Consider the following 26066-nt stretch of genomic DNA (forward strand, 5'->3'; position numbering starts at 1 on the left):
TAGATTCATACGCCACAAGTCTATGGCGTATGATTGCATTATATTATTAGAAAAGTAATTTCTCTCACAAGTCATACTTTTGTTACTTGCCGAACCCTTATAACAACATATTGATGCTGATTAATATCTATATCATCAGGCAAAAACCTTGCCATCAAATCGGCTATACGTTCACTGTACATCTGCTCACTCTTATAATCATCATATATTCTCCAATATAAAGAGCTTTGCCTGTACAGGTTGAGCATCGGAACAAAGTCACGATTCTGGTAAAAAGAATGCCAAAGAATTCGATGAGCACTATTAAATAGACCTTGAACTCTCTGTGAAAAACCGTAGATATAGCATGCCATGACTATACGAAGCTCTTCTTTAGTCAATAGCTCCCCTTCATCTTGATCAATTAAAAGCCGTCCTTTCCTTACAACTGCTCTATACTGGTTGTATTCGTCTCCAACACTTCTAATGACTCTGTTCAGCCAGCCAAGCTTTGCTTGATTTGAAACTTCTAAGTCAGCTAGTTTTAAGGCCGTATTATTTGCAGAAGTAATAGAATTATTATTTCTTGCGTTTAGTTCCAGCTCTTTGAGACCAGATATGTCGTCCACGCCGCTTAGTTCAATCTTAATTAGCCTTGCATTCCTATGCTTGGGTTCTAAATCTAGAACTTTATCCACCATAAGATTCGCGTTATCAGAATCGCCCTCATTCTGATAGTACCATGCTAAATTCAAGTACAGCGAAACCCTTTGCGCACGATTGAGTTCATCATCTTCTTCCAACGCCAGTTGTAGTTTTTCTCCAGCTCGCTCATCGAGATCAACTAATCGTAACGATTTGCCTTCCCAGTAGTTGAAATGTGCAAAAGACCCTACTTTGTCAGATTCTTTAGCAATCGCATGGAGCTCTTCACAAAAACTGATTACTTCTTGATGCTTCTTATATTTGGATAGTAGATGACAATAAGATTTACAAATTCTAACCGCTGCATTAATGTCCCTTTCTACATCGAGCTCGACAGCACAACGAAGCAAGTGCATTAGAATCACTCTTGTACTACCTACGGTTTTCGAGCTTTTCTTCAAAAGCTGTTTAGCAAAAGTACAAAGCTTTAGTCGTCCAACTCTCCATTGATTCCCTAAATGAATATCCGCTAACCGTTTTACTACTTCATAAACTTCAATTGTTGTTAGCTGGGCATACACATACTGTCTAACGAGAATTGGCAAGGTAATAATCTTGTCTTCGCCGTTGATCCCACCTTTGCTAAAATAACCACTATCAATAGGCAGTGTTTCAATTAGCTCTAAGCCATTGAGTTCTTTTACGTGAGAAGACTTAAATACAGAGCGTTCACTAGCTTTTTTTAAATTTGTGAAACAATCGCCATACTCTAATATGGATAACACCGTAAGAAGCTCTAAACTTAACTTTCCATGAGGATCATCGCTGTTTTTGAGGTTTTCGATTCTAGTTACTAATTCGGGTGGAAACCTATTGTCTGTATCCTGCTTGTATGACTCTGGGGTGTAGTGAGACTCATAAACTGAATCAATAGAAAAAAGTTTTAGTTCATCAATATATTTATCTAAAAGGCTTGGTACTCCGTGAGAAAGCTTCACTAAGGGCTCCATTACCCTTTCATTCGATGTATCCACTCTTTTTTCATGATGCTTAACATAACTTCGAATGTCATATTCTTCTAATCTAGGCACAGTTAAACAACATAACGTAACTATCGGTTGTTTCGAGCAAACAAGTAATTTAGTTGAAGGGCTATAATCTCTAAACAATGATGCAATAGGCTCAAGGACATCAGCATAACCTTTAGCTCCATTTACGAGCGAATCAACATTATCAATACACAAGATTGAACGTGAGTTAGGTAAAGAGCTAACAAGTGTCTGAAGTCCGAAACCGTAAATACTCTCAACTCTTGTAAGTAGCTCCTTCTTGTCCTTTACCCCTTCCAGATCAAGATAGAACGTAGGCACGCCATGATATGGAGAATTGATATCGTATACAAATGATTGGATAAACTCTTCTTTACCCAAGCCCCAGTCCGCACACACATTTACAACATGGTTAGATTCTAATAATTCAGCTAATCGCTCTTTCTCCACCCCCCGAATATGGAGATGTGCTTGCTGAAACGGCATTCGCCATATAGGTAGTTCTACACTAACCTGCTCTAAAATTTGCTCTTCTTTCTGTGAGTCCTGTTTTCCTTCTACATTATCACCCTCTTTAATCTCAATATCATTCTGAGGGACTGTCTCCGATAGCTCCTTTAAAAAAGCGTGACAGTCAATTCCACCATAAGCTCTAAATCTATTTCTTTGTATCGCTGGATGCATTGCATCAATAAGAGCTGAGTATTTACTTGTAATAAGCTCACTATCACTTTCAAAAAACGCCCATACAATATCGATATTTGCGCTAGTGTCGTTCATTAGCTCACAAAGAACTTGAGTAAAAACGTCATTCCAACCACTATACCCTATGACTAGTAGTGTTTTATTCCTTAGAAGATGAGCTAAGGAATTTTTTAGCTTAGGGCGGTCGATTGTTAACTGAGCTGGGGTATGAAGAGTATCTGTAACAACCCAGTGTCCATGAAGGTGTACAATATGATGACCTGTAGGCCTATACTGTTCCAAACTGCTATCGCCGTGCAGTACAGTTTGGCTCGGTTTAAAATCCAACTTTGACAAAGCAACTGCCAACAACGGATCAAAGTTAGGCGTTAGAACTGTGTTATAAAAACGAGGATTACTAACCAAAAGCCTAGCTAAAGCCGATGTAGCCTCTGGAATACACCAGCTATCTAGCTCTTCCTGAAGCCCCAATAATTGGTTGGTATCATTCAAATCGATTGAAGATGTATCTCTATTAAAAGCCTTAAGCACAGCCCTTCGAATAATACCATTGACAGTATTTGGGCTCGTATAATCAGCTAAGAACGTAAAAGCTTGCTGATAGCGCTCCCCATCACGAGAGTGGCCATGTAAATCATTAAACTTATCAAGTAGTTTTTTCTCCTTTAGAACACTTTCTACAAGTTCCATTACACCATTGACATTTGGCACTCCGTCACCAGTAGATGAGTCATACGACAATGGAGAACCAAACAAAACAACTATGTCATTGTCACTATTTTCGATGACGCTCGCTAATGCATCTTTTTCAACAACTCTTAACATGCCACACTCTGCAAAAACTAGGGGGGAGAGTTTTATGTTATATAGATGAATAGTTAAAGTTCAACTAAAAACAAACAAAATCACTGTAAAACAAGATTACTATCAAACACATAACAAACACACCATCCAGAGAAGCAGGTATTGATTCTCGTGTTTATAGCTTTTGCTCCAGCACATAATGGGGCAGAAGTGCTTCATAGTGATTTTTGCAACAGCCTGTTGGACATTCGATGAAGCAGGCAATTTCCTAATTGTGCAGCAGCTTGTTGCACAAATAAATCTCATGTTGGTTTCATGCGCTCTAAACACGTCTTGGGGCATAAATGATTTGGGAGCACTTTCAATTTTCAAATATGCACATTTGAAATCTGCTAAGTCAGAGTTCATACTAAAACTTAGACTATCTAAGTTTTTGGTTGCCCATGGATACGGAAATTGAAGTTTACCCTGATGAATCTCTCGAAAGCTTCTTACTACGCTTAAGTAAGTATCAAGGCTATGAGCGATTCTCTCATTTTGCTGAAGATATCTGGCAGAGTACGATACAACAACATCAAGCTATTTCTGGCGCTTTCCCTTTCGAACTCAGTCGAATCAACATTTATAAGGCTCAAACAACGAGCCAAATGCGGGTTCGAGTACTTATAGATTTAGAAAGGCGATTGAAACTTAGTGATTTTGGTATTTTGCGATTAGCGCTTGCTCATTCCAATGCGAATTTCTCTTCTGATTACAAAGCTGTGCATCGCTATGGGGTCGATTATCCCCAAGCCTTTCTAAGAAAACGTTTCATACCTGTTTGCCCCAAATGCTTAGATGAAGCACCTTATATTCGTCAACTGTGGCATTTTGTTCCCTACCAAGCTTGTCATAAACACCATGGTCAACTCGTTCAGCGATGCCCTGAATGCGGTAAGCTGTTTGATTACCAATCATCAGAATTGATAGAACATTGTGAATGCGGACTATCTTTGACGAATATTGAACCAGAGCAGGAAAGTGACTCTACGTTTATTGTTGCGCGATGGTTAGCGGGCGAAAAGTACATAGAACCTGGTTTAATGAGTCAGCAACTGACTCTATCGAGTCGGTATGGTTTTCTGCTTTGGTATATAAACCGATATAGTGAACTTGATGAGATTAGTTTCGACAACTTTGTTGAGTGTTGTAAAACTTGGCCGCAAAAACTTGATGCTGATTTAGACTCAATTGTGCTAAAGGCTGACATAGTGCGAACCCGGACTTGGAGTAAAACCTACTTTGGTGAAGTATTTGGTCCTTTACTTAAAGAGTGCAGAAATCTTCCGAGTCGTGAGCTAAGCAAGAATCCGGTTTTGCAGAGCATAGTTCAGTATTTCAGTAGGTTGGTCGCTAATTATCCCAGAGACAGGACAGCTAACATCGGTGATGTGTTAGTAAGTCCGTTAGAAGCGTCTACACTAGTTTCATGCAGCACGGATGAAATATATCGCCTTTACCAGTTTGGAGAGCTTAAAGCGCAGCTCACGCCCAAATTACACACTAAAATTGAAAACCATCATTCAGTTTTCACTCTTCGTAGCATTATCGAGCTTAAGTTTTCCAGAATGTGCAGTGAAACCGATGGCCTAAACCATTATTTGCCAGAGTGGTAAGCTATGTCGACTTTGCAAGATTTAATCGATATTGAAGACTCAAAGCTCCGATTTATAGCAATCAAAAAGGCATTCATGCCTTATACACAACCAGTCGAAATTGATGGGAATGAAAAACAGGCATTAATTGTGCTACTCAATTTGTCATTGAGTAAACCAGAAGCTCAAGACTGGCTCGATCTATCTCGGGCTATGGGCTATTTCGTCAATTCAGATAATCTAACAACGGCTAAGCACGAAATTAAGTGGTTTCATACTCACAACCTTAAGTTTCCTGATTGCAGAGTTTCTGAGCAACGAATTATAGCGATGCCACTGTATAGCGAGATACCAACACTCACTAGTCAGTCATTAAACAGAGTTTATGGCTGGGCGCACAATTCCGCCGTTTATAAACATACTATTTGGTTATTAAATGAGTTCCGGTGGCGTGGAAGAGTGGAGAATCTGCTTAACCTCATTCGTGTTGGTGAGCATTTTTGGCTGGAGCTTTTAGCTGATATAGGATTAAAACCCGAAGTACAACTGCAGATTAAAGAACTAATTGAACGTCAGCTACCGTCTGCGTATTTCCCTGACGAAGTGAATCGCTATAGTAAGCAGCTCCGTTTCCCTTGGAAGGGTGAGTACTTATCAGTAACCCCTGTGGTTAGCCATGCCATACAGCAGCAATGACCTGCTCCCCTTAATCTAGTCCAGTCTACACTTAGTAATGTTCATCCAACCAAGGAGATGATGAACATGAAAAAGCGATTCAATGAACAACAAATCATTGCCATTTTAAAGGAAGCGGAAGCAGGTATCCCCGCCAGAGAGCTTTGCCGCAAGCATGGGATATCGGATGCGACGTTTTACACATGGCGCAAAAAATACTCAGGACTGGATGTCTCTGAAGCCCGTCGCCTTAAGGCACTGGAAGACGAGAACGCTCGGCTCAAAAAGCTGCTGGCTGAGACACTGCTGGATGCAGAAGCACTTAAAATCGCTCTTAGCCAAAAGTACTGACCGTCGAGGACAAGCGCAAGGCTGTTAAAGTCATTCAGAAAAGCACCCAGCTTTCAGAACGCAGAGCCTGTCTACTCGTCGGTATTCAACGCGCGTCACTGCGATATCAACCTCAAGCTAATCGCGAGGATGATAAGCTTCAGGCTCGTATAAAAGAGCTGGCATTGGAACGACGTCGATTCGGTTATCGTCGGATCCATCGCCTTCTGAGGCGAGAAGGTTTTGATGTTAACCATAAGCGAGTTTATCGCTTGTACTGCGAATTAGGCTTAACGGTCAGCAAACGGAGACGTAGAAAATCACAGTGTGTTGAGCGAGAGCCTCTCTTGCTTCCTTCAGTACCAAATCACACTTGGTCGATGGACTTTGTGATGGATGCGCTCAGTAACGGCAGACGGATTAAATGCCTGACGATTGTGGATGATTACACAAAGGAGTGCCTAGATATTCCTGTTGCTACGGGGATCTCGGGAGATGAAGTCGTGATCACGCTGGAGTCTATCGCTGCGTTTCGCGGTTATCCAGCATCGATACGAACGGATCAAGGCCCAGAATTTACAGGGAAAGCGCTCGACCAATGGGCTTATCAGCATGGTGTGATTTTAAAAGTAATCCAGGCAGGAAAACCGACACAAAATGCTTATATTGAAAGTTTTAATGGTAAGTTCAGAGATGAATGTTTAAACGAGCACTGGTTTAGGGATTTGAGTCATGCTCGTGACCTAATCAGCCTCTGGCGAATGGATTACAATGAAAATCGCCCCCACTCAGCTCTAGGTTACTTAACTCCTTCTGAGTTTGCAGCGACAACAAGAACGGCACGAAACAGTGGTAATTTAACAAGCATTACTAATGAAGTTTTGGATTAGTTCTCGGGGGCAGGTCAGCAACTCTCTGTCTTGTCTCGTCAACATTCATGTTCACTTCACTTTAAGACTATGAATTTCCCGCATTCAGCTAGTATCGGGAACTTATGCGGTGCGCTGGGTGGGGACATGGACGTGCTCAACTATCCGATTGATGTAACAGCGAATCGACATCAAACACTCAGTGCAAGCCGCAGTAGAACCAACCGCTACTTTGATGATTTTCAATTAACCTCAAAAAGAACCTGTAATGTATTGGCTCATCTGACAGGTTTTGAACAACCGCAAACCCGCAAAGCGCAAATACATGTTCGCCAATATCAACTGAAAATCATACGTAAACAAATCGCCCGGTGGTTACTACCGCTCATCGAACTACGTGACAGTTCAGTCACAGAACAAATAAGCATTGTTGATGGGCCAGATGATGAACTGGTGAAGCGGTTCTTATCAATCAATGAGTTCGATTTTTTAGATCTTACAACGAGCTTAAATCAGCGTTTGCACTTTGCTTTACAGAATAATCGCTTTGCTTCTCGTTTTGCCTACCATCCAAAACTGATGCGAGTGTTAAAGACGGAGCTCATATGGGTGCTAACTCAGCTAAGTCGTCCTGAACCTGCGTGTTCTGCCACTTCCGATAGTACCGTGCAGTACCTTTACCTTCCATCGATGAGGGTATTTGATGCCGCAGCGTTGAGTTGTCCATATTTATCAGGTGCACCGTCATTAACAGCGGTGTTTGGATTTGTTCATCGCTACCAACGAGAATTAAGAGATCTACTACCTGATAAGGAAGGAAAGTTAAAGTTTAAAGATTTTGCTATTTTTATTCGTGATGAATCAGTTCAAACCAGCGCAAAACTGACCGAACCCAGTGTAATAGCTAAAGCGCGGAGTATTTCACCAGTTAAGAGAACCACGATCATTCGTGAAGACCGTTCTGATTTGGTATTTGATATTGTGATTACAATAGAAAGTGACCAACGTCTCTCTGATTATTTAAACCAGTTAAGAGCCGCATTACCAACTAACTTTGCCGGTGGTACTTTGTTTCAACCGGAGACTTCTTTAGGGATTGATTGGTTAAGAGTTTTCGTAAGTAAGTCAGATCTGTTCCAAGCGGTGAAAGGTTTACCGGGCTATGGTACTTGGCTATCACCATATTCTTTTCAGCCTCAAAATCTGATGGAGCTACAAGAACGTTTGTCTAATGACGGTTCGTTGATTCCTGTAGCAAATGGCTTTCATTTTCTTGAGCTACCCCAGGAACGAGAGGGAGCATTGACGAACTTGCATTGTTATGCGGAAAACAACATTGCGTTAGCGAAACGGGTTAGTCCAATCGAAGTAAGAATTGCCGGAAGAGATCACTTTTTTGAACAGGTGTTTTGGTCGTTGGAAGTGACAGAGCAGACTATCCTTATAAAAAAAGGATCTAACCGCTTATGGAACTCTGCAGTCAGTTAAATTATCTTCGCTCGTTATCACCAGGCAAAGCATATTTTTATTATCTTGATGAGGATAATAAGATGCGGCCACTCCAGATAGACCGGACTCACTTACGAGCACCCAAAAGTGGCTATTCAGAAGCTTTCTCGGGTAATTTCAAATCCAAAAATATTGCCCCTCAAGATCTTTCCTATTCAAACCCACAATTCATTGAAGAGTGTTACGTGCCACCCGGAGTAGATGATATCTATTGTGCTTTCTCGTTAAGAGTTCGAGCTAATTCGTTATCACCAGAAGTATGTGTTGATAATGAGGTCAGAGATACTCTCAGTGACCTTGCTATGGTTTATAAGGAATTGGGTGGATATCAGGAACTGGCAAGGCGTTACGCTAAAAATATTTTGATGGCGACGTGGGTTTGGGAGCGTAATAGAGATTGCCGGAACATTGAGGTACAAGTCATTACAGAAGCTCAAAAATGGAAAATTGCTGATGTTAGATTTCTAGACTGGTATGGAGATTGGGATATTGCTTCTCAAACAGCCTTAGATGAGCTTACCGATTATCTAACTAAAGCTTTATCAGATCGTTCGGGCTACTTTAACATGGATATTAAAGCCAAATTGTCTGTTGGTTGGGGTGATGAGGTATACCCAAGCCAAGAATTCTTAGATGTGAAGGAAGCAGGTAAACCAACTAAACAGTTGGCCAAGGTAACTGTCAATGGCGAAGAGTCAGCAGCCTTTCATTCGCAGAAAGTTGGAGCCGCGATTCAACGAATCGATGATTGGTGGGATGAAAATGCCGATAAACCGCTACGAGTTAACGAATATGGTGCAGACAAAGAATATGTAATCGCAAGGCGGCATAGTTCACTGAAACGTGACTTTTACTCATTGGTTGTAAAAACTGAAAGCTACGTTGAATCGATGCGAGAAACGAATCTGATTCCAGATGACGTGCACTTTATCATGGCAGTATTAGCTAAAGGCGGTGTGTTCAGTGGTGCAAGCAAGAAAGGCAAGAAGGATGAGTAATGGGATCACGATATTATTTCTCTATTAGATATGTTCCTGATTATGCTGATAATGAGCTCTTGGCAGGTCGGTGTATTTCAAATATGCATGGCTTTCTTTCTCATGAACGCAATAAGCCATTCAAAAATAGTGTCGGTATTTGCTTTCCTGTGTGGAATGAACAAACCGTTGGCAATGTGATTACTTTTGTATCGACCAATGAAAGTATCCTCACTGGCTTATCGTACCAGCCTTACTTTTCTAGAATGGTGAATGAAAATCTCTTTGAAATTTCGGATATTAAGGCTGTCCCTGATGACGCAGAGGAAGTTCGATTTGTATTCAATAAAACAATTCAAAAAATCTTCAATGGTTCGAAAAAACGAAGAATTAAACGAGCAATGAAACGTGCTGAAGAGTTTGGACATGCTTTCACACCTATCTCAGTTGAAGAACGGGAGTTTGAGTTGTTCCACGAAATACCTATCAGCAGTAAATCATCAGGACATGACTTCGTTTTACATATACAACGGCAATATCCAGTGGTAGCAGAAATAGAGCAGCATTTTAATGGCTATGGCTTTGCGTCAAATCAGCAATGGAGAGGAACTGTCCCGCTTGCCACTATTTGACCTTATTTTTATTGAAAGACAACTAGTTTAATTAAATCAGATGGTTATGAAAGGTATGAGAAAGAAAGGATATTTTGTATGAAAGTAGTAGATAGTGAGTAACTTCAGTCAGTTATAGCCTATTATTTATAGTGTTCCGCCGAGTAGGCGGCTAAGAATTTGGAGCTTTTTTGCCGCAAAACTGGCAGCTTGTGTTCCGCCGAGTAGGCGGCTAAGAATAAAAGAGATAGTCAGAACCAGAATCACTATCAGTGTTCCGCCGAGTAGGCGGCCAAGAATAGATCAGGAAGTAAGCAACCCATATCCGCTGGGCTAGCGGTAAATAAGCCAACTTCAATCGTCTTACTTATATTGTTGTAGCATAGTGAACATGCTCACTAGGTTAGAGTTATTTTCAATACGCCCTGTAATACATTAAATACTAAATTAGATATGCATGTAATTCAGAGATCTCCAAAAGCGACCTGCTCGATACGTGGCAGCTTGCGTGTCTCCGGGTTAACTTCACTTCTATTTACACATCTCATAGAATGCCCAACTTATTGCTCAACAAATCTGTAAACTTTCTTAAATCACAATTATATGATGTGCTAAGTTTGCTAATGTAATCATTATCTTATGTTCATAAAAAACGAAATTAGACAAATTCTATCATTGATTCTGCCAGTTTTATTAACGGCATCTATCGTTTCATACCTTGCGACCCTAATGCACCACCTGCCCACAACGCCATTGATGATCGCTTCGATAGGCGCTTCCATTACAATCGTATTCGTTGTGCCAAGTAGTCCAATGGGGAGAACTTGGCCTGTTTTGGCAGGCCATCTGCTGCCGGCATTAGTTGGTGTATGTCTTACATCTTTGATAGACGATGCGACAATACTTTGCTTAACGACGATAACGCTGAGCATTATTACGATGGTTATTTTCAAGTGCGTTCATCCGCCAGGTGTGGCCACAGCACTGGTGCCAGCAATAAGCCAAAGTACGCAGCCAGCAATGGGACTCTCATTTCTTCTAGACCCGGTATTATTCAATATTATCCCGCTTATCATCTGTGGCTATTTTTACCGTTGGTACCTCAACCACAGGGCATCTAAAAAAGAGTCATCAGGCTCAACATCAACACTCGCTCACAACAAAAGCTCTATCTTTTTTAGTGAGTTACATGAAACCATTGCAACGAGGAATGAGTGGCTCGATATCGACGAGAGAACGCTAGACGATATTTTCAAACAGACTCATTTACTTGCGCTGGAACATCGGCATCAAAAATTGACTTGTGAACATGTAATGACGAGCCGGTTGATAACATTGCAGCCGAATGACACTATCCATAAAGCATTGGAACTACTTCAGCAGAATCAATATACGGCTTTACCTGTGGTTGATGATGAGCATGAGCTTGTGGGGATATTTTCCTTGGTTGACTTTCTAAGAAGTGTTGAGAATAGAAAGTTTGACTCATTTATCGCGCTTTACCTGCACGCAAAGAAAAAAGCCAAGAAAGAGGTAAGCCAATTTATGAATGCAGCGCCAGTGTTTATGCGTACGGATACCCATATCGCGCGAACGATTCCTCTTCTAACATCAGGGTATCACCATATACCTATTGTCGATAATAGAAACCGACTTAAAGGTATGGTGACTCAATCAGACCTCATTGAATTCCTTTACAATATCAAGGCATGACGATGCGTTTTTATAGTGTAAAAGCCACTTAAAACCTATTCTTGACGCCGTGAAAGGGCGTTCGATGTTTCAAGTTATCCTGTCATCGAAGGGGACATCCAGCCCTAAACTATCTTTTGCCCAAATGACGGCCTGAACCCGGTTCTTCGCGTTGATTTTTTTGAAGAGGTTGTGCAGATGGGATTTTACGGTATTCAGACTTACGCCAAAATGCTCAGCGATTTCAGGGTTCGTTTGTCCTTTCACTAATAGTTTAACGACCTCATGCTCACGTTTGGTCAGCACGGCGCCTAGCATTCGGCTGGAGAGCACAGGGATATTGCTGCGAAAATGTAGGATGTAGTCCTGAGAGAGTTGCCTGGACAGCCACATCTCACCTTGCATGATTTTATGGGTACCTTGCAAAATCTTGTCAATATAGTCATCGGCATAAAACACCCCATACAAATTGGGCCACTTGAATAAGTACGCCACGCTGATGTCTCTCGGGCAGTTAATCAGTATTTCTTTGGCGTGTAATCCTATCTGATATTTGATGTTGTAGTAGTTGTTCTCGAACTCATCCGTAATGTGGGCAAAATCAATAAAAATGTATTTTGCGCAGGTACTTTTCTCGATGCTCAACTGGCTGAAACGTTGTAACTCAACCGACAAAGGAAGGTTTCGCTCCAGAGTTTCTTTGAGCATGGTCGACGTAAGGCTTTCTTCTGAAAAAAGCAGGGCGTTCTGGATGCCTGGATAGTTCATGGGTACCTTTCGATATAGGCAATACGTTGTCTATTACTCTAACGCGATGATTTTGTGTCTCAAGAGGGATGTGGCGAATTGTGATAACCGTCAACGTAGCAATAAAACACTCACCCATGGAAAGAGGGGGCGTCCGTGTTGTCATCGCCTGGTTATGGCATTCACGGCCTTAATCGCACGTTAAACTCGCCCGACACTCCCTTTGAAAGGCGCGGTCCAAATCAGGACAATACTGCGTTAACGATATCTCCATGGCTTTAAGAAGAGCAATGTAGATGTCTTCCGCTTGCTCGTAACTGATAGCGTTGCTGTCGATGGAGAGTATGGTTTCACCCCTCAGAGAGAAATGGTACTGAAGACCATCGAGGCTGAAGGTCGGGGCCAACTGATTCTTTGTGTTCATCGCGAATCTTCACATAGTCGCTGTATACCTTAACTTTAGTATTAGAAATAACAATACGCCACATTATGCTTATCAGCTTCAGGACAAAGAGTGAGAGCAGCCGTCACGTCACGCGGTCTGAAAGCCAGCGGCATGGTGCATTGTTATTGCGAGTAAAAGGGGGTTAAATGAGGGCTTCTTTGGCTCTTACGAACGCGTATGAAACACGATAGCGATTACTACTCACAACTGGCAGCGTTAGTGTGCCATGCATTGCTTCATCTTTTTATGGAAGTCTCCGCGACACCTCGGTTTGTGCCTGTCTCAAAGCGAAACGACATATTGGTTCGTTATCTCAAGCACAAGTTGAACGCGCGGCACGGTCATCAGTTCAAAAAGGACATCAAAGCCATGATTCAGTTAGGGCGCAGTTCTAACGGCAATTTAGAAGCCAAGCTTTTAGGTCTACATGACAGCATGACTATGACGAATACGACCGATATGGCTAAGTTGCATGCTTTATTGTTGTATCTGAATGAGAGGTTGGGAGTAGAGTCCGAAGTCTTTCTTGAAGGACAAGAACCGAGTCCGGACATCCTCTATATGCTGGAAGAGCAAATCCAACACGGCTTCAACGACCACAAGCAGCAAGTGGCACCGCTGTCGATGTTGCTTCAATCGGACCAAGCGCACCGACTTGAGTCTGTGGTGAATGAACATGGTGGCTTTATTGCGGAAACCAAGGAATGGAACGCTGACACTCAGCAGCTTCATCTGTTGCTGCATCCTTTGAGAGGTTGACGCTAAAGGCGCAAAAACGTCTTCAGGCTAAATCGCATAGTCTGGTGAAATATCTTCAATTTTCACCAAATGAACATCGACTTCCGAGAGTCGAGCAAAAGTGGGCTCATCTGAGGGTTGTTCGACAATATGGACGATATTGGCCACCCGATAACACCCAGCGCTGGGTGCCTTGAAGAAAACCGTTTCATCCAGTTTCGGCAATAGCGGAGTGGTATTGTCGACAGACGTAATTCGATTTCGGATAGATAGCGAGCCATCGGGCGCCACTTCATAAAAGTTAACAATCATGCGCTTCTCTGGGGTTGTTCAGTGAATGTCCTGTACTAAAACAAAGTTGCAGAATAATCAACGCCATGATTGTAAAACTGACAAGTAGGTCCTCTCGAACTACCCTTAAGTGGGTATCCTGCCTCTATTGTCCACCTCAGTATTACGGCCAACGTTGCGGTGGGTTTTTAAAAAGTGCTCATGCAATGTGAGAGATTTGAGATGAAAGAAAGAGTCTACCATGAAGCGCTGCTGGTTATTCAGGCGCTGGTTGCGCCTGACACTCGGTATCCCGCGGCTTTTTGCACGAGAGACTTTATCCAGCAATGCCAGCTTTGTGGGATGTCCGGGAGCGTTAGCCTGTCCGGCGCGAATCGGTTGTTGCGCGAACTGACTCAAAGGTGCGATGCGGTGTGGCAAGGCTGCCAATTTAATCCTGACTGCAACTTAAGTTGGTACTATCGCCGTTGAACCAATTAACGAACCCATGTTCCGCGCGGTTTGTATCACCAGAGTCATTAGGACATGAGTCACATTTCCGCATCTCCGTTCATCGTGTCATGCACGTTTGCCTATACTGAGGGAATAGAGGCCCTACCCAACCTCTATTCACTACCACGATTGATAAAACCTCAAAGCAGCCGCCGTTTGGCGGCTCTTTTTTTCAATGACCAAGCGCACAGTTCTCTCGCCATTCTTCCAAAATTGATTTACGAACAGAATGCCGTTCGTTTACAGTCATGCATAACCACTCACGACCGACATGGATGTAAGAGGTGAACCATGATGCACAGCCATGCTGACAGTTGGGACCGATACCATGCTGCCTGCGAACGCCTGGCACTGCTCGAAGCCAGCTATAACCATACGCAGCACCGTTATCTTCAAGGTCAGGTTTCTCAGGAAGTGTACGAACTGGCGTGGAGTTTGAAACTCTCGGCAGAGCGACAAGTCCGAATTTTACGTCACCAGCTCGCGATGGAAGTTTGCGGCTGAGAGCAGAACGAAGGAGTCACTGATGGCCCCCGTATCAACGTCAACTCAATCCGAATCGTCACGCACCATGGGCCAGGCTGCCTTTATCTCGGCGGCGGAGTCCAAAATGCACACCGCACGATATCAGAACATCTCGCTGGTGCTTGCCATCAAGCCCGCCAGTCTGGATCCCAGAGCGTTTGACGTTTTCCACAAAGTCATGCAAACCGTGAAAAGTGCTCAGGTGGTCGGGAATCTGAATCAGAGTTTCCTGTTGGTCTACGTGTGCGAACCGATATGCATTAGCCAGAACCAGGCCCGCGCGATTCATTTCAGCATTCGTCATTTCTTTTCTGAAGTGAAGCAGGCCGATGAGCGCATGTATCGGTTTTTAATTTCCGGGAAAGTTGGTGTATCGGTGTTGGGGAAGGACACCCACTCCATGAAAAGGGCCGTCGTGCATGCTTCTCAGGCGACATTGGCTCAGCAAGCCGGGCACAAAAGCCGTATACAGTTCTACGATACCGATTTGCAACTGACGATTAAGCGCTACGTGCTGTTAGAGGACCTTGTACGAGATGCCATCGAGAAAGGCGCGATAGGCGTTCAGTACCAACCTATTATACATTGTCAGGACTGGGCGGTGGCAGGCTATGAGGCGCTGTGCCGTTTTAACCTGGACGCAGCGCTTAACGCAACAACCACGGAGCTGATTGGGCTGGCTGAGGATTTAAATCTCATCTCAGAGTTGGATTTACTGACGTACCAGAATGCGTTTTCCCAGTGTGCACCGTGGCTGAAAAAGTCCGGCCGTTTCCTGAATCTCAATCTTTCGCCGAATACCCAACAGAGTTTGTCCGAAGTCCTGGAATGCATGGTGCTGCTTGCGAAGCAGGAGCAGGTCGAGCCACGGCACATTGTCATCGACATGAATGAAGTCAAAAGCCCTGCGGCAACGCTCGATGTCTCAACGCTACTCCCGGAGTTTCGTCAGCGGGGCGTACAGTTTGCGCTGGACGACTTGTCCGAGGGATTCCGACTGGCTGACTTATTGAGCCAAGGGCAATTTCAGTACCTCAGAGTCAGCCGCGAGCTGATTGAACGCAGCCATGAGCGCGGGGAATACTACCAGGTCATTAAGCTGTTGGTCAGACTATGCCACCGCCTGGACGTTGAGGTGATTGCTGAAGGTATCGAAACGCCGGACGAAGCCCGTTTGCTGTCTTACCTGGGGGTGGATTATATGCAAGGGTACCTGTTTGCTAAGCCGGTTGATTATGGCGACCTGCAGGAGGCAGAGAAACAGCTTGAGACGATACTTCGACAGCTGCATGCCGATGGCCTGACGGATAGCTCGGATGCGGATGAAGAAGCCATCACCTTACTCAATATTGCCAGCAAAAGCCTGCCTCGTTTAGACCCCGGTGAGCCGCTCATCCTGGCTAACGAATACTTAAAACCCGACGCCATTAATGTGATCCCCGTTATCAACAAAGGGGAATGTGTCGGATTGGTGGACAAAGCTCAGCTCAATCTTCATCTGACTCCGGCCATGGGAACTGAACATGAAACCATGAAAGAAGCGGGCATCTGGAATAAGCCTGTTGCCAGTATGATGAACACGCAGTTGACCATCATGGACGCACAGGCGCTGCTCACGGATGTGCTCCCGTTACTCAAAGAGAGCGCGCTTTCTCTGCCCATCGTCTTGGTCACCGATAATCGCTATAAAGGCTTGGTGACGGAAACGGACATTACACACTATCTCTTAAAGCGGCTAAAATTGTAGCGTTGTCTTTCGTTTGCGTTGTGCTGGAAGTCAGGGATGAATCGATATTACGTAAATAAATGTGTGAATTCACAAGGGCACCATGAGGTTCACCGATTGGGCTGTGCTCTGCAGGCTGAAATAGAAAGCCGAATCTATTTGGGCGTATTCCCATCAGGGACGATGGCCTTGGTGTTTGCGCGTCGATTGTATGGTGATTCGCAGTACTGCGTACTTTGCAGAAACGCCGATAGCAGTGAACCTGCCACATAGCCGCTCTCCTAAATGAGAACTCCACCTGAGGAGGGTTGAAAATAACGTTGAGCAAATAGACCCTGACAGGCCATAAGCAATTCTTCGGTTCGTTGACTACTCTTTTTCTAGCACTCACGGTTTAGAATGGAGAAAGAGTGTGATGCTCATTTGTGACGATACCAGACAGTTTATCATCGCGACGATTGACGATATGCAGACTCGTCTCAGTGACGATAAGCCGGTCTGCGCTCGCTTACAGTTGACGAATGACTGGCTCAAGCTTTGGATTGACTATCAATACTGGGATATGGTTTTTCATCTCGAGCGACCGGTTGAAGGGATGCTAGCAACATCAGAGCTGAATATCTTCGCGTTTACGGCTGAGCATATTGCTGATGCATTAATCAGAGACCTGGAAGAGAAAGTCGATGTGACTGAAGATGAATGATGTCACCATCACCGTGGTACTGCTATGGTTAGCGTGTTTCCGTTAACGTACTTCTCTGGCCCGAGTTAACATAAATGCCGAGTGCCACAGAGGTCATATTACTGCTCTGTAGGGGGAGGAGTCGCGTAATGAGTCGTCCCCGTTGCTGCGAACGCGTATCGTCAACCGGGAAAGCCCGTATTCTTTGCTGTGTGCAACCAGCGCAGAAACTAAAATATACAGCACAGCACAGCACAGCACAGCACAGCACAGCACGTGAGTGTCACCATCTTGAACGCAGACTCTGGGCTTTACTGCGATGGACGATGACACTCACGCTGTTGTCATTGTAGCGCATCATTCTATGAAATTTTCAAGGAAGAGTTAGGTATGGACAGGAAACAGCGACAAGAGTGGTTGTTACAAAGACGCAACGGTTTTCTTCACTATGTTTACACTAAGGGGCTGGCTTGCGCATTTGCATTCGTGTTTGGGTTGGAGTTTCTAAACAATGACTTTTATCTGGATGTCATCTCACCAGGCTCAGTGCATTTATACATGACCACGCTCTTGGTTGCCTTTATTTGCTCTGCGATAAATTGGACGTGCAATGAATGCAGTTTAAAGCGCTCAAAAGTAAATCCTCCAACCTAAAATCGATAAAATAATGGAGGACAATGGTTATTCTCAACAATACGCCTACATGCATTTCCTGCCGCAACTCATGAAGCATAGTAAAACTACCTCAGAAATCGAAATTAGTAACAAGGCGCCCAATCGAGCGCCCTTGAGTTCAGTGAGTTGTTCTGCATCTGCCTTGGTAAGGTAGATTGCATCGATACTGATGCAAATTCTTAGTGATGACCGAAGGTACCTGGTAGAGATTAGCGACGTCTTCATCGTAGTTTTCCAAACCAAGGTCACAGGCGTGAACCACACCATCTTTAAAATCCCACTTTCTCAGTGCATTTGGGTAATCACAACCGACTAACTCCATAGCTTTCGGGAGAGTGGTCGCAACTAATGTTTTTTGGATGGGGCCGTGGCAGAACCAAATGTCCTTTTGGCCACTCTTCGGCTCTTTGAGCGTCCAGCAGTAGGCAATCGCCTCTTTGAAGTCTTTAGTTCGTGCTGTACTTATAGGTTTAGCATTCGCACCGGTTTGTTGAGTTGGGTTAGCCTGAACGGTTGTCCCGTTGGTTAACGATTGACTTGAAGCAGCAGACGCGACAGATGGTGCCGTCGTTGTTTTATTTCCGGCTTGGGTAGCATTTTTCATCGTAGCCAGAGCCTGCTCTCTCTTTTCCATGCGATCCATGTAAGTCGGTTGGATTTGCGCGTACTGCTTACTCAGGTTCGGTCGGGGAACATAGTTGTTAGTATTCGATTGGCTGTATGTAGGCAGCGTTTTAACGCTAGTATCGAAGTTTGCCAACCCTTGGCGGATACCTGCGCTGACCGCTTCACTATCTCGTTTCTTCTGTTCTGCAACCATCTGGTTGTAGGTTTTAGATGCTTCGGAACTCTTATCTCCTTTGGCTGCCAGATAAGCGAGTGAGGTATTAACGCGCTTAATAGACGCGGCTGTTCGGGATAAATCCGCTTCCTGAAACTGTTCTGGTGTTTTGTGCAGTGAGTCCATAAAGCCCTCACACTTTCTCATCGAAAGGTAGGATGATGACTTAAGGCATGGGTGACTCGATTCAAACCCGATGACAAAGGTAATCTGCTCTTCAACGATTGCGGTTTCAACTTCGTTGGGAAGGTTTTTCCACGTTCTGTCGATCGTCAATATCGTTGAGCCATCACCAAGGACATATCGCCAAGAGCGAGTTTGAGTGCTGTCCCAACCTCTTCTAAAGTAGTAACTCACCACGTGTCCACCCGCGACGATAGGGTAGTGCTCCTTAAGAACTTGATCGAACGTACCGATACCGCGTGTCATTGCTTCAAACCAATCTCCTGAACGCCCCCAGAAATCCCATTGTGTGTTGAACGTAAAGCGGCATGAATTACCTTTCCACGCTTTGGTGGAATCTAGGCAGTACTGTTCCATACGGTTGATAACGTATTGAGAGGATTTGGTCATCTCTTCAGGCGTTTCAGTGGGTTCATCACTGTGCCCCCAAATTGCCTGGTGCATCCCATAGGTGCAGCCCGTTAACATTGCGGTGAGCAATAGTAACGCTGGAAATAGAACCTTATTGGTCATCTTGTGAGCTCATCATGTCATTGTTGTTATTGATAGAAATTATAAATCAGGCAAATCAATAAACAATTATGCATTGGTTTGAGTCGGAGATGATTTCTGTAGGCCGCAGCCAAACCAGAGACTCCTGAAGGTGGTGAATTTGAAAAGTTAGCTGTATTAGTTGAAGAGTATGAGGAAAAACATTTCCCATTTAATAACTGTAATCCACTTTTGCCCCATTCCTTACCAGTAACCTTCTACCTCACAAATCACAGTGAGGTGGTTTGACCTACTTCTTCTAATCAGCATAGTGTCTATGAAAGTGGGGTCTTACCAACTTAGCCAACTAGTTCGAATAGGCCGTCTTATTTCTATTTTTAACCTACCGAAGAAACGTGTTCTCTGTTAGAGTCACCGTCAACTACGCTATTGAATAAAGACACTCACAGATCGCATGTCATTGATGGATTTTTATTCACCCTTAGAACTCATTTTAGGAATCCCTAGTGACTAACAACGAAATTTTACGTCGTATCCAACACGCGTTAAACCTTAAAAACGCGCAGATAATGAAAGCTTTCGGGCAGGCCGAAGTCACTGTGGCTCACGATAAAGTGGCAAATTGGTTAAAAGATGAAAGTGACAAATCTTGCGTTAAGATGAAGGATCAAGAGTTAGCGGTATTCTTAAATGGCTTTATTAACCTCAAGCGAGGAAAAAAAGACGGCGAGCAACCTAAGCCAGAAGTCACGTTGACCAACAACATGATTCTCATGAAGCTGCGCATTGCGCTAGACATGAAAGCAGAAGATGTGTTGGACGTATTAGAAGTGGTTGGTACTAGTTTAAGTAAATACGAAATTGGTGCGTATTTCCGCAAGCCAAACAACAAAAACTACAAACAGTGTGAAGACCAACTGCTGTGCGACTTCTTAAATGGTGTGCAGTTTACCAATCGTCCCGATTCTGAAGAGTTTACTGGGTAATTTTTATCTCGAATCGAACGTCGTAATTGATTAAAAAAGCGAGATCCATTTTATTTGGCTACTCGCTTTTATCATGCTAAAGACCGATATTAGAGCTTCACAATCACGTCTACTCTTTGTCTTTTTTCAGTAGATAGCTATCAAACCACGCTGAAATCTGGTCGGCTTTTAGAATCAAAACACACACCGCCCCCTATGACCCTACCAAGATAAACCCAAGCTAAAACCTTAAGCCAGTTAGGGGCCACAATTCTGGTCAAGATGTTCCAGACATCTTGTAGTGATTAATTAAAACTGGCCACGTATATAGAGTTTTTCCATGCTTTTGGTCATGCGTACAGAGTTACGGCTGACGCCATTGGTAACACGAATTTGCCCCAAAGTGAGTTTGTACCAATGTAAGATCAAGCCGATAGATAAGTATTTTTTGATACCAAATTTAATGAATGAGCACTTTGTGGAAAGTTGGTTTTCTTAGGGCGTGAATGGAATTCGTTTAAATATTTACTCAAAGCCTTAAAGTTTGCGACTGAACCAGTTTTGACTGATAAACAACACTAGAAAATATTATTTTTATTCTTAGATTACCTGTGGAACAACAGCAATCTTGATGTTTTTGTATAATAAAATTCGAATTTTTTTAGATAAAACTTAATCTTTCAATAATCTTGTTGCTTTTTTGTATGAATAATGTTGACAAAAAATCCTGAGAAACTTAATTTTAATTCACCTTATTAGGAAGGTAAATTAAACAATAAAGGATTAATATCATGAAAAACGAAAAGAAAGTAGTAGTTAAAGTTAAAGATAAAGAAATGACTTGCGGTAGCTACAACAAGTAATTTTATATGGCCCTTTAGAAATAAAGGGCCTTAAAGGTATCTTTATGAATTTTGCTTGTAGCTATAATCATCACTTTTCCACAGGAAAACTCTATCCTTCAGACGAAGTTAAACTTATCGAACTTGGTTTCAAGGCTTATCGTAGTTTATTTGTTGAAAATACTCCACCAGAGAAAGTTAAACACACTCCAATATCACTACATATATCAAGATCACCAATAACCGAAAATGAGATATACCAAGATCGTTTCATCAATGAAAAACTAATTGATACACAATATGATAATAGAATTATCAGCCTTGGTTTTCATTTATGTGGTGATAGAAATGATAATATAGGAAAGCTTGGGTTTTCCTCGCACTATAATCATGATCATGGCAGTGAAGACAATGCGATTCGTTTTTTGACTAAAGTGCGTCAAGTGACAAAAAAACCGGTATGGTTGGAAAATGCGAATTTTTACTCCTCTTCAGTAAATGAAATCATAACGAATTGGAAGAGCTTTAATCGTGTAGTTAAAGAGTCCGGATCTGGTGCTATCATCGACCTATCTCATTTAATTATTGACTGTAAGAACAATGATATAAATCCAACTTCCATGATTGGCTTCATTGATTGGGACTCCGTTATAGAAATCCACTTATCTGGGATTATCGAGGGTAAAGATGGAGCTTTGCATGATGGTCACGGCACTCAAGTCCATCCTTCTGTATGGGAATTACTCCGACAGATCTTAAAGTTAAAGTTAGTGGATAAAAATGTCTTTATCAATATAGAGCACAGCGATGATGTTTGGGCGGAAAAAACAGATCTTTACAAAAGTGATTTCGATATACTTAAAAAACTACTAAGTGAACCACTGAGTGAAATCAGCAAAGCAGAATATGCTCGAGTGTATGCCGAATCTTATCTAAAAAAGTTATTAAACCAAGAGGTAGAGAATATCAAAGATATATCCGATTTCTTTAATATTACACCCTCAGAGCTTTTGAATGAGTGGATGGATTACGTCGTTAGTGTAGATAAGAGAGTTGCACTCTCAATTGACGACATGGATTCACTAATTGAGAAAAATTCAATACACTTTATTCAATCATTTACAGATTTCGTAGATTATAAACAACAATGAAAGTAGGCATTAACTGGTCAGGACAAAGAGAACTGACTTGTATAAAAGAATTATTCGAGAATAGAGATATAGAGTTTGTTGAGTTATTAATAGATAACTTTTTAACGACAGATGTTAACTCAATCAAAGAGATCCTTAAAGGGCGTCCCTGTGCGTTTCATATCATGAACTCTCAGTTTCTTCACAGAGATGAACTTGAGTTAAAAAACATGGCACAAATAATAAATACCTTAATAGCAGACCTAAAACCTATATATATATCTGATCATATCGGTAAGTTCTATCATAACGAGCAAGCACTGCCCCAAATGCTAGAGGTTAACTACGTAAAAGATACTGAGTGGGTCCTAGAAAAACTAACATACTGGTCTAGTCTTTTACATGGTCAATTATTATTAGAAAACTATCCATCGATAATACCGCAATCCACAACGCAGGTGAGCTTTTTCAAAGAAATCCTGTCTAAAACTCAATGTGGTCTTCTTTTTGATCTTTCTAACGCATTTATAGCTGAAAAAAATACAGGTCAAAAAAAAGAGGCTTGGCATGAGTTAACCAAAGAATGCCAACACTTTCATATCGCAGGTTTTGAAGATGGGCCGGAGGGTGAGTTTTTAGTAGATACACATAATCAATGTATTAACGAGTTAGTACTCGACTACCTTGTGCAATTCGCGCGAGAGCATGACATCCAGACTATCTCAGTTGAAAGAGATGACAACTTCAACGCTCGTGAATGGATGAGAGACGTCGATAATGTTAGAGGTTGTCAAATTCATGGATAACATCTTAAATTCTGTCGTTGCCCCCTTCTTTAGCGAGCATCTTAACCACAAAGAAGCTTTGTATAGCTCTCTCATCATCGATGCATCATCCAACCAAATCTTAAGCGGGTGTCCGAGTTTAAAGGAAAATAAAGTATTATGCTCAGATCACTTGTATGCTGGATTCGTTAATTGGTGCTACGTAAATCACAAAAAGATGGACTGGAGACTCTCGCTCTCGTTCTACGATTATCTAATTGATTCAAATGAACTTGTCACTGAGGAAGCGCATAAGGAGCTGATTTTCTTAGCTTGCTCTCAGTGGACATACAATGACAAGAGCGCCAATCAAACCTTCGTGTTGTGTCACACCTCATTACCTTCATGTGTATTTGGCAGTAATAAGTCTCTACGAGCCGAAAACTTTCGTGAAGTCTTTTACTTCGAAACCAATCAACTTGACGCGTTTCTAAGAACCAGTCAACGTCAACAGGCTTTTATGTACTGGATACTTGAAAATGATAACGACTTCCCTACGTCACTAGGAACTTTAATATGATCGCAACTTTCTTAAAGCGGGCTCTCGTCATCTCAACAACAAGGTTTGTTGCACTGTCTCTCGCTATGGTCGACATGGTCATGCTAGGGCACACAAACATGATGGCAGTCGAAGATTACACCTTGGCGTCGCAAGTTATACAGGTTTTCGTCATATTGGCTGTTGTACTAAGCATTGGTATTAATATCGTCATTGGACAGAACAAAGACACAGCTCGTCAAACTGCTCAAGAAATACTTGGTTATTCAGTCTGCCTGGGTGGTGTTTTACTATTTATCAGCCTTATCGTCGGCCAGTTTTTTGACGCTTCAAACCACGCGACTCAGAGTTATTTTTTACTTTCTGCCAGTATTTTCCCTTTAGCTATCTATATCGGGGTATGCAATATACTAGAAACACAAGGTTTAGAAAAAAAAGTACTCGGTGTTACGATTGCTAGCGCAATAGCAAATGTTGTTTTTAACTATATCGCGATATCCAACATAGAAAATGCTTCTGTAGCTGTATCGATGTCAACTCTGGCTATACGTATTTTAATCTTGGTACCAGTTATATATTTAGGCCTAAAACATGCCCTCATTGCTCAACCAAAAATCAACAAGGAAAAGATTGGAATGCTGGTTAATTTTGGCCGCACAGAAGCATTAACTAGTGTCTTCTTCACCGGTGGCATTTCAATTCTAGTGCTCACATTTTCCAATCTTTACAGCCAAGAGCAAACGGCTTACCTCGGCTTCGCTCTTAACTTTATGAACAGCTTTTCTGTACTCTACGTTGGGTTGGTAATATCTCTATCCATTTCGTTGTCTCAAATGGATAAAACTGATGATGAACCATACTCGATGCTCACACTTACGCTAAGTTATATTCTCGTGAGTGCATTAGGGCTGGTCGTGCTTGCAGACACTATCTCTCAGATATACACGCCCAATGCGACAAATGAGTTGGTAGAAGCATTAAAGCTCTCAGTTGCTGTGATCGCGATTGATGGCATTGCCCTAGTGTTTATTTCTTGGTTAAGAGTCAGGGGCTTTTCTCAACTCCCACCGCTATTTAGACTCGCGATGATCTTTATTGGTTTACCTGGGGCTTTATTTATCACCACTTTCGATCATCCCGTTCTTAATGTGGTCTTTTTTATGGGGCTCGGCAACCTAATCGCGGCTTTGGCCTCAATGCTCTACTTTATGTTTCGTATCAAACATAAATCTGGAACTCTCTTAAGAGCCCAATAGCCAGAAATCATCAGAAAGTTTATCGGTATATTATTTAACAAGTGATTATATCTAACATCGTAAATTAACTCGGATGAAAAATTGCTGCTGCACATATTTTTCGTCCGGTTATTTGGGGCGTTAATCCATAAAATCTAAATCCTATCAATTAGGCTTGAAAGTCTAACTTGGAATCGTCCAGAACCTTCACAGTTGGCACTTCATAACACAGAAGTGCCCCAAAAAGAGTTAACTCGTTGTTTGTGGCGCAGTCAAACGCATACTTTCTTGCCTACAAATTGTCATCCATTTAACACAAATATTGCCATTCTCTTTGCAATGCCTAAAAGCTGGGCACGTATACAGTCATATTGAAATCAAGACGATTTCTATCCCAACTTCGTGCGCGTTTTCACATTCCGATATGAATAAATGTTCTTAAAGTCATACAATTATAAAACCTATGGGTTAGATAATAGGTTTGGGAAACGCGCATGCGCGTTTTTCCAGATGGTGAATTTAGCAAAATTCTGATAAGTTCATTATATACAAGTAGTTAACTGTGCACGTTTTTACTGGTCTAATGAGATAAGCGCATGCGCAATAATAAAACGTTAAGTTTCTCTATGAAATGTACAAATTGCCACAAGCTGAAGCCTTTTGAATGTGGTGGCTTTCCCACACATGATGATTTCTTGAGGGCTCAAGCAAAAATTGAAGAAATGAAGGCATCTGGTGAACTTAAGTCGTTGAATTTATATGACTTCCAGTGCGCGGCATGTCCTGCTCGTTGGGAGTTGGCGTATCCTGATAATGCATATAGGGGTTTTTTAAGGGTGGTTTCGGAGAGAGCGCAAAAAATTGAATCGCTCCGAAAGAAATATAAAACTTAACAAGCGGCTGTAGTCGATATGCAAAAAGGCGTATTTCTGGGGCGGCCTTTCCGTTGTTTGCTTTTGTGCTTATAGCTACGCTAGCACAACACAAACAACTCCAAGTCCGCCGCTAAGCCGGGCGTTACCCCATAGAAATCTCTATCCGAAATTCTTCTGATAATGCCGACGCCCTAACTTGGATATGTCCAAAACGCGTTTAGAGAGCAGAAAATCACCATGAGATTAATTTATGCAACAAGCTGCTACACAATTGCAAAACACGTTGTTTGGTAGATCATCTCTGCCCCTTTTTCTCAATGCTAATACCCATTATTAGGCTGTTAATTGAGCTTTCAATACAGAGCTAATACGAAGACGCG

Annotated in this window: 22 protein-coding genes; 18 read left to right on the top strand and 4 right to left on the bottom strand. The window is 42.4% G+C overall.

Features of this window, described 5'->3' with window-relative positions:
• Positions 1-71: 71 nt before the first annotated feature.
• Positions 72-3203 (bottom strand): SIR2 family protein, encoded by a 3132-nt coding sequence (locus tag DYA43_RS04655; RefSeq protein WP_061056311.1) that lies wholly within the window; start codon positions 3201-3203, stop codon positions 72-74.
• 422 nt (positions 3204-3625) lie between these two features.
• Between DYA43_RS04655 and DYA43_RS04665 the strand changes: the two genes are divergently transcribed.
• From DYA43_RS04665 to DYA43_RS04695, 7 genes are all read left to right on the top strand, one after another.
• Complete coding sequence (locus DYA43_RS04665; RefSeq protein ID WP_061056313.1) at positions 3626-4837, top strand: TniQ family protein; 1212 nt, start codon at positions 3626-3628, stop codon at positions 4835-4837.
• A 3-nt stretch (positions 4838-4840) separates the two neighbouring features.
• Positions 4841-5512 (top strand): hypothetical protein, encoded by a 672-nt coding sequence (locus DYA43_RS04670; RefSeq protein WP_061056314.1) that lies wholly within the window; start codon positions 4841-4843, stop codon positions 5510-5512.
• A gap of 66 nt (positions 5513-5578) precedes the next feature.
• Positions 5579-6711, top strand: a protein-coding gene (locus DYA43_RS04675; protein WP_370445993.1) for an IS3 family transposase whose coding sequence is annotated in 2 segments (ribosomal slippage) — positions 5579-5831 and positions 5831-6711 — 1134 coding nt in all. Because the reading frame shifts where the segments join, the coding sequence is not laid out codon by codon here.
• A gap of 126 nt (positions 6712-6837) precedes the next feature.
• Positions 6838-8178, top strand: a complete 1341-nt coding sequence (locus DYA43_RS04680; RefSeq protein WP_162268972.1) for a type I-F CRISPR-associated protein Csy2 — start codon at positions 6838-6840, stop codon at positions 8176-8178.
• Positions 8157-9197, top strand: coding sequence for a type I-F CRISPR-associated protein Csy3 (csy3, locus tag DYA43_RS04685; protein WP_061056316.1), 1041 nt, complete (start codon positions 8157-8159; stop codon positions 9195-9197). Before DYA43_RS04680 ends, csy3 begins: the two co-directional genes overlap by 22 nt.
• Positions 9197-9808 (top strand): type I-F CRISPR-associated endoribonuclease Cas6/Csy4, encoded by a 612-nt coding sequence (cas6f, locus tag DYA43_RS04690; RefSeq protein ID WP_061056317.1) that lies wholly within the window; start codon positions 9197-9199, stop codon positions 9806-9808. Before csy3 ends, cas6f begins: the two co-directional genes overlap by 1 nt.
• Before the next feature lie 618 nt (positions 9809-10426).
• On the top strand, positions 10427-11500 hold the full coding sequence (locus DYA43_RS04695; RefSeq protein ID WP_061056318.1) for an HPP family protein: 1074 nt from the start codon (positions 10427-10429) through the stop codon (positions 11498-11500).
• A gap of 69 nt (positions 11501-11569) precedes the next feature.
• Here the strand turns inward: DYA43_RS04695 and DYA43_RS04700 are convergent, their stop codons facing one another.
• A complete protein-coding gene (locus DYA43_RS04700) occupies positions 11570-12247 on the bottom strand; it encodes a LuxR C-terminal-related transcriptional regulator (RefSeq protein WP_218016640.1) in 678 nt (225 codons plus the stop codon).
• 601 nt (positions 12248-12848) lie between these two features.
• On the opposite strand from DYA43_RS04700, the gene DYA43_RS04710 reads away from it, so the two are divergent.
• Entirely contained in the window at positions 12849-13430 is a 582-nt protein-coding gene (locus tag DYA43_RS04710; RefSeq protein WP_061056320.1) for a DUF2913 family protein, read from the top strand.
• Between the two features lie 27 nt (positions 13431-13457).
• Here DYA43_RS04710 and DYA43_RS04715 read toward each other — a convergent pair whose 3' ends face one another.
• Entirely contained in the window at positions 13458-13721 is a 264-nt protein-coding gene (locus DYA43_RS04715) for a hypothetical protein (RefSeq protein ID WP_020328513.1), read from the bottom strand.
• Positions 13722-14483: 762 nt separating this feature from the next.
• Between DYA43_RS04715 and DYA43_RS04720 the strand changes: the two genes are divergently transcribed.
• The 3 genes from DYA43_RS04720 to DYA43_RS04735 all read left to right on the top strand — a co-directional run bounded on the left by DYA43_RS04720 (position 14484) and on the right by DYA43_RS04735 (position 17146).
• On the top strand, positions 14484-14696 hold the full coding sequence (locus DYA43_RS04720; protein ID WP_055453625.1) for a hypothetical protein: 213 nt from the start codon (positions 14484-14486) through the stop codon (positions 14694-14696).
• Between the two features lie 22 nt (positions 14697-14718).
• A complete protein-coding gene (locus tag DYA43_RS04725) occupies positions 14719-16464 on the top strand; it encodes an EAL domain-containing protein (protein ID WP_061056321.1) in 1746 nt (581 codons plus the stop codon).
• Positions 16465-16858: 394 nt separating this feature from the next.
• Positions 16859-17146 carry a hypothetical protein gene (locus DYA43_RS04735; RefSeq protein WP_055466259.1) on the top strand — a complete coding sequence of 96 codons (288 nt, stop codon included), beginning with the start codon at positions 16859-16861 and terminating at the stop codon, positions 17144-17146.
• 772 nt (positions 17147-17918) lie between these two features.
• Here the strand turns inward: DYA43_RS04735 and DYA43_RS04745 are convergent.
• Positions 17919-19337: a hypothetical protein gene (locus DYA43_RS04745; protein WP_061056323.1), complete on the bottom strand. Its 1419-nt coding sequence runs from the start codon at positions 19335-19337 to the stop codon at positions 17919-17921.
• A gap of 485 nt (positions 19338-19822) precedes the next feature.
• Here DYA43_RS04745 and DYA43_RS04750 point away from each other — a divergent pair, with 485 nt between their 5' ends.
• From DYA43_RS04750 to DYA43_RS04775, 7 genes are all read left to right on the top strand, one after another.
• Positions 19823-20302, top strand: a complete 480-nt coding sequence (locus DYA43_RS04750) for a YehS family protein (protein ID WP_020329986.1) — start codon at positions 19823-19825, stop codon at positions 20300-20302.
• 770 nt (positions 20303-21072) lie between these two features.
• Positions 21073-21144: a methanobactin-like peptide MovA gene (gene movA, locus DYA43_RS23305; protein ID WP_425521005.1), complete on the top strand. Its 72-nt coding sequence runs from the start codon at positions 21073-21075 to the stop codon at positions 21142-21144.
• A 44-nt stretch (positions 21145-21188) separates the two neighbouring features.
• A complete protein-coding gene (locus DYA43_RS04755) occupies positions 21189-22274 on the top strand; it encodes a multinuclear nonheme iron-dependent oxidase (RefSeq protein WP_020329989.1) in 1086 nt (361 codons plus the stop codon).
• Positions 22271-23059 carry a multinuclear nonheme iron-dependent oxidase gene (locus DYA43_RS04760; RefSeq protein ID WP_061056324.1) on the top strand — a complete coding sequence of 263 codons (789 nt, stop codon included), beginning with the start codon at positions 22271-22273 and terminating at the stop codon, positions 23057-23059. The genes DYA43_RS04755 and DYA43_RS04760 overlap by 4 nt, the downstream gene beginning before the upstream one ends.
• A complete protein-coding gene (locus DYA43_RS04765; RefSeq protein ID WP_123946160.1) occupies positions 23052-23597 on the top strand; it encodes a hypothetical protein in 546 nt (181 codons plus the stop codon). Before DYA43_RS04760 ends, DYA43_RS04765 begins: the two co-directional genes overlap by 8 nt.
• Positions 23594-24832 carry an MATE family efflux transporter gene (locus DYA43_RS04770; protein WP_061056325.1) on the top strand — a complete coding sequence of 413 codons (1239 nt, stop codon included), beginning with the start codon at positions 23594-23596 and terminating at the stop codon, positions 24830-24832. Before DYA43_RS04765 ends, DYA43_RS04770 begins: the two co-directional genes overlap by 4 nt.
• Positions 24833-25407: 575 nt before the next feature.
• Positions 25408-25704, top strand: coding sequence for a hypothetical protein (locus tag DYA43_RS04775; RefSeq protein WP_038128114.1), 297 nt, complete (start codon positions 25408-25410; stop codon positions 25702-25704).
• Positions 25705-26066 lie beyond the last annotated feature (362 nt).

The sequence above is a fragment of the Vibrio fluvialis genome (assembly GCF_900460245.1).
Lineage (GTDB): Bacteria > Pseudomonadota > Gammaproteobacteria > Enterobacterales > Vibrionaceae > Vibrio > Vibrio fluvialis.

Bases quoted from the DNA above. Each gene is read 5' to 3' on its own strand.
- DYA43_RS04655 (WP_061056311.1), bottom strand. From the start codon at position 3,203: ATGTTAAGAGTTGTTGAAAAAGATGCATTAGCGAGCGTCATCGAAAAT.
- DYA43_RS04665 (WP_061056313.1), top strand. From the start codon at position 3,626: ATGGATACGGAAATTGAAGTTTACCCTGATGAATCTCTCGAAAGCTTC.
- DYA43_RS04670 (WP_061056314.1), top strand. From the start codon at position 4,841: ATGTCGACTTTGCAAGATTTAATCGATATTGAAGACTCAAAGCTCCGA.
- DYA43_RS04680 (WP_162268972.1), top strand. From the start codon at position 6,838: ATGGACGTGCTCAACTATCCGATTGATGTAACAGCGAATCGACATCAA.
- csy3 (WP_061056316.1), top strand. From the start codon at position 8,157: ATGGAACTCTGCAGTCAGTTAAATTATCTTCGCTCGTTATCACCAGGC.
- cas6f (WP_061056317.1), top strand. From the start codon at position 9,197: ATGGGATCACGATATTATTTCTCTATTAGATATGTTCCTGATTATGCT.
- DYA43_RS04695 (WP_061056318.1), top strand. From the start codon at position 10,427: ATGTTCATAAAAAACGAAATTAGACAAATTCTATCATTGATTCTGCCA.
- DYA43_RS04700 (WP_218016640.1), bottom strand. From the start codon at position 12,247: ATGAACTATCCAGGCATCCAGAACGCCCTGCTTTTTTCAGAAGAAAGC.
- DYA43_RS04710 (WP_061056320.1), top strand. From the start codon at position 12,849: ATGAAACACGATAGCGATTACTACTCACAACTGGCAGCGTTAGTGTGC.
- DYA43_RS04715 (WP_020328513.1), bottom strand. From the start codon at position 13,721: ATGATTGTTAACTTTTATGAAGTGGCGCCCGATGGCTCGCTATCTATC.
- DYA43_RS04720 (WP_055453625.1), top strand. From the start codon at position 14,484: ATGATGCACAGCCATGCTGACAGTTGGGACCGATACCATGCTGCCTGC.
- DYA43_RS04725 (WP_061056321.1), top strand. From the start codon at position 14,719: ATGGCCCCCGTATCAACGTCAACTCAATCCGAATCGTCACGCACCATG.
- DYA43_RS04735 (WP_055466259.1), top strand. From the start codon at position 16,859: ATGCTCATTTGTGACGATACCAGACAGTTTATCATCGCGACGATTGAC.
- DYA43_RS04745 (WP_061056323.1), bottom strand. From the start codon at position 19,337: ATGACCAATAAGGTTCTATTTCCAGCGTTACTATTGCTCACCGCAATG.
- DYA43_RS04755 (WP_020329989.1), top strand. From the start codon at position 21,189: ATGAATTTTGCTTGTAGCTATAATCATCACTTTTCCACAGGAAAACTC.
- DYA43_RS04760 (WP_061056324.1), top strand. From the start codon at position 22,271: ATGAAAGTAGGCATTAACTGGTCAGGACAAAGAGAACTGACTTGTATA.
- DYA43_RS04765 (WP_123946160.1), top strand. From the start codon at position 23,052: ATGGATAACATCTTAAATTCTGTCGTTGCCCCCTTCTTTAGCGAGCAT.
- DYA43_RS04770 (WP_061056325.1), top strand. From the start codon at position 23,594: ATGATCGCAACTTTCTTAAAGCGGGCTCTCGTCATCTCAACAACAAGG.
- DYA43_RS04775 (WP_038128114.1), top strand. From the start codon at position 25,408: ATGCGCAATAATAAAACGTTAAGTTTCTCTATGAAATGTACAAATTGC.